2 protein-coding genes are annotated in these 4,395 nt (G+C 40.3%); both read left to right on the top strand.

Annotation, left to right across the window (positions count from 1 at the left end; translation table 11 throughout):
• Window positions 1-1,427 (top strand): VENN motif pre-toxin domain-containing protein (locus ACFINU_RS09165; protein ID WP_375667607.1); only part of this gene is annotated, 1,427 nt, incomplete at its 5' end.
• Between the two features lie 6 nt (window positions 1,428-1,433).
• On the top strand, window positions 1,434-4,064 hold the full coding sequence (locus ACFINU_RS09160; protein WP_375614789.1) for a DUF6990 domain-containing protein: 2,631 nt from the start codon (window positions 1,434-1,436) through the stop codon (window positions 4,062-4,064).
• The last annotated feature ends 331 nt before the right edge of the window (window positions 4,065-4,395 follow it).

Below are 4,395 nucleotides of genomic sequence, written 5' to 3'. Positions count from 1 at the left end.
GCGCTGTTGCGAGCGGTGCTTGCTCTGCCGGTGCGATTGGCGGGGCTGTGGGCGAAGCCACTGCTATGCTCCAGTTTCAATTGTGGGTGCAAGGCATTGTGAAAGAGGAAATGGGAGATCTAAACGGTCGCACCCCAACCGCAGAAGAGGAAGCCCGCATCACTGCAAAGATTGATGCGCAGTTTGCTGACTTTAGAGACCACACCATTGATGTTGCACGGGCTGCCGGGGGTGTTGCTGCCGCGCTTGCCGGTGGCGATGTTGATGCTGGCGCCGATGCCGCTGGTAATGCCGCTGCAAATAACTACCTCAGCAGTGCGCAACAAGCTCAGATGGAGAAAGAATTAAAGGAGTGTCCTGACCTTTTATGTGACGCAGAAGTGTTTGCGAAGTGGTCTGCGATTAGTACAGGGCAAGGTATAAGCTTTGGAGCTGGCATAGTAGCTGGTGTACCGGCCGAAATATACGATACGGTTGATGGTTTTTTGCAAATAGCCAAACATCCCGAAGAGACTTTGAAAGCGCTCAAAGATTTGTTCAGCAGTGGTGAGATTTTGGCGACAATTGGTCGGACCCTTGGACAGTCCTATGTAGATCGCATTAATAAAATGGAGGAGGAATATGAGCGAGCTGGTGCTGGTGGTTCCTTTAATGCTGGACTTGAATTTGGAAAATTATTGACTGAAACAGCATCCCTAATGACAGGAGTTGCTGGAGCAGCCAAGGGAGGCATAAAGCTTGGCGAAAAGGCTCTGGCTAAATTTGCTTCTAAGACTGAAGAAGCAGCTGCAAAAGCAGAAAAGGAAGTTGCCCAATCAGTTGGAAAAATTGGCTCTGAAGACAGTGCCAAGGGTGAAATGTCTCAAAAGCCTTCAAAAAGCAATAGCAATCGTGAAACACTCGAAAAAAATAAGGAGCATCATGACGGAAAGCGTACAGAAGAAATGCAAAAATTACAGGAAGCAGGATGCACAACATGTACGCAAGAAGCATCGTTTAAAAAAATAGTTGAGAAACCTGATGGTAAAGGAGGGACAAAGGAAGTTGCAATAAGATCCCGTCCTGATATTCTCTATATAGAGGATGGTGAATTAAAAATTGTTGAGGTAAAAACGGGGAATGCTGGTCTAACCGAAAACCAAAAGATTTTGGAAAAGGAGTATAAAACAGGAGATGCGCAACCCACAGGAGATGTTGTTTTAAAATTCCTTGAGAAAAACAAAGAAAAGCTAAATAAATATCAACAGGAACTCAGCGATTTTAAGAGAGATTATAAAGGAAGTGCAGAAAAATTTGAGGAAGCATTAGATGATTTTAAGAAAAATTGGCCTAAAGAACAACTGGGCAAGGGTTGGGGGAGACCGATAAAATACGAAGTTATTCGTCATCCGAGCCGTTTAACAGAGCTTCTTGCACAAGGAAAGTGATTCATGATGCAAACTAAAGATGTCACAGAGATTTTAAAAAGACTGGGCTGGGAGCCTTATCGTGATAACGTGGGGGATACTTTTGCGCATTATCATCTTCCCGATCGCATTGTCGGTATTGGCTATGGTGTAAAAAATTATGGAGAGAGTGGCAAAGAGTTTTTGCTTTCGGCTGATCTCACCACCGCTGCTTATTGTCTTGCTCGGGAATATTCTAGAGGTGAAAAATCACAGCGTAAATATGGAGATGTGCTGTTTTACGCGAAGGAGGATTTTAATGTTAAAGCTCCGGATCTTTCCGAAAGCCATATCACAACCGCTTTAAACAAAGTGATTGCATGGGCGCAAGCACAGGATATTGAAAAAGAGTTGTGCGAGGAAGCTACTAATCATTCTGCCGTTGCACAAGCATTACTTGGTGATATGGAGGCTTTAAGGAGTGATAGATCTACCCCAAAACTATCTGTGCCAGAATTTGCAGATTATAAAACAATGACATCGGATGATCGCCTGCTTTTTTTTGCACAGGCCTATAAAAATGGGGAATTAGACGATATTCTAACGCGCAAGAAGCCAAAACAGCGCTCGATAAGTCTCACAGCAGCAATGCGCGTTCTTAAAACACAAGGGTGGTTTTCAACGGAACCTGGAAAAATGTGGTTGATTTTGCCCGACCGCTTTATTCAATTTGATTTTGGTTTTATACGTCTTCATGATAATTACAATGTCCGTATTGAAGCTGAAATATCTAATGAAATGATTTCTGTCGCTTGCAATTGTATTCACTATAGTAAGGAATATTGGTGTGTTTCTCCTAAAAATATTTATAATTCTTTTAATACGATTGGGGGGGGGGTTTTTAGTGGTTTTGGTAAAGGCATTGATATTTGTGTAGAGACATTAGATGAGCAAGAGCTTATCAAAATCTCTGAGCGGATAATACAGTGGGCACGTGCCCAAGATTTACAAGCATCAATAGAAAGCAAAACACGTGTTCAAAAGTATAGCTACAATATACGTATAGTCTGGCATTTGGCTTGTTTAGCATTGACAGGTCAAATTGATGTTCTGAAATCTTATCAAAATTTTTTAGAAGCCGGTAAGATTTCTGAGATTTTGGATGACCGTGAAGTAGAGAGATATATTAACCATGCCGTTCAATTTGCTGAAGAATATCTGAAAATCCTTAATGAGCGAAAAGCTATAGATGATCGTCTTAGTTTACAAGATTTGTCTTTTCTTAATACAGTTTCTGAAGACTTAAAAAGGATGGACTGGACAGTCTATCGTGATAAAAATTACAATTGCAATGCTTATTTTATAACGAAAGATCGTATCATTAATATAGTGTACGACCTTGATAAAAAAGGAGAGACACCATTTGTTACCTTCAAGGTTTCTCTTTCAACACTTGGTTTTTCTACAGCTTATCGATCTATTTTCATCAATACTCCCCAATATACCGTTCTTAAAGAATCAGAAGAAGTTTATGCAGTTTCTAGTACTGAATTGGATGAAGGCAAGCTGAAACAGATCAGTGCGGATATTTTGTGCTGGGCTGATCGACAAAATGTGAATCAAATCATCTATGATTATGCGGCTTTGTCCCCAGACAGTGAATATGATTTTGCGAAGTTGCACCTTATTGCACTTATTCTTATTGGGGATGTTGAAAAACTCAAATTTTATAAGGAAAGTTTGAAGGATAAAAACTTTTCAGCTTTGATAAGGGAAAACATAGCACATATTATTGATAACGTCCTTGCTCTTGCACGCCGTTATCGGACTGGTTTTCCTAAAAACGCTCCGATTTTAAGCTTGGATCCGCAAACAGCATCTGTTGCTTCTAAAACAACTTCTGTTGAAGTGGCAGAGGAAGTGGATGAAGCGGATGACAATGATGATCGTCTCACCATGGAAAGTGCTCATGCACTTTTAAAAAGCTTAGGCTGGTCAACCGAGAAAATCAATGAGAATGACCATATGGCAAGCTATCAATTGGCTGATCGTGAAGTAGATATTCTTTATAACGACGAAATTGCCAAAGACTACCCGCAATTTGATAGCGCCTTTATGATTAGCACGGGCATTCTTTCCACCGCTTGTAAATTCATTGATCCTACCTACACGGAAGATATTCCAGATATACAGCTTAATTTTGAAGCCAAGGGATTGGAAATCTTTGAACCAGAAGTCACTGCGGATCGCTTAAAGCAAGCACTTGATGATGCGCTAGAATGGTCAGTCAAAGACATTGACCTTTCTAAAAGACTTCGCTCTGATTATGGCACTGCTCCTTGGCAACGGGATGCAACGTCTAAAGCAGATGATACGGATTATGCTTTGCTTCATCTTGGCGCTCTTGCCTTATTGGGCAATATTGAGACCTTACAATCTTATCAGCAAAGCTTTACGGCAGGTGATCACCTAGGCTTTGACGAGAGCATCAACAAAACCCACCTTGAACGTGCATTAGCTTTAGCCAAAGAAGTAGCAAAGGTGAAGCAAGTGAGCTACGCTTTGATTGAACGGGTGGCAGAAAAGTTTGATGATCAACAAGAGGTTATCAGCAAGGAGCAATCCCGCTCGTGGAAAGAGAAAATAGTCAATTTTATCGGAAAAAAAGACAAGAAATAGCACCTAAAAAATATCAAAAAGATTTCAAAAAATTTAGAAAATAAGGCGCGGTCCAAAGCCTTGATCATAGTTGAGAAACTCAACAGTGGTATGGCTCTGATCATGGTTTTGGTGCAAGATTTTAAGGAAACAACCTATAAAAAAAGATCTATAAAATTATTCCATAGATGATCAAAATCTCTTTTAATGGATTATTGTCTATTTTATCGGTTATGTCTGTTTATTTAACAGACGAATCTTATGATTTTAGTGAATGATTAAAATGTGCTTTATGAAAAGCATATGATCCTTTAAAGCCTTTCAAAAGATAGTTTGTAACTCATAAGAAATG

Origin of the sequence: Bartonella sp. AC130YNZD, assembly GCF_042196865.1 — a bacterium.
Taxonomy (GTDB): Bacteria; Pseudomonadota; Alphaproteobacteria; order Rhizobiales; family Rhizobiaceae; genus Bartonella.
Note: the sequence above shows the minus strand (reverse complement) of the source record. Positions and strands in the feature narration are given on the sequence as shown.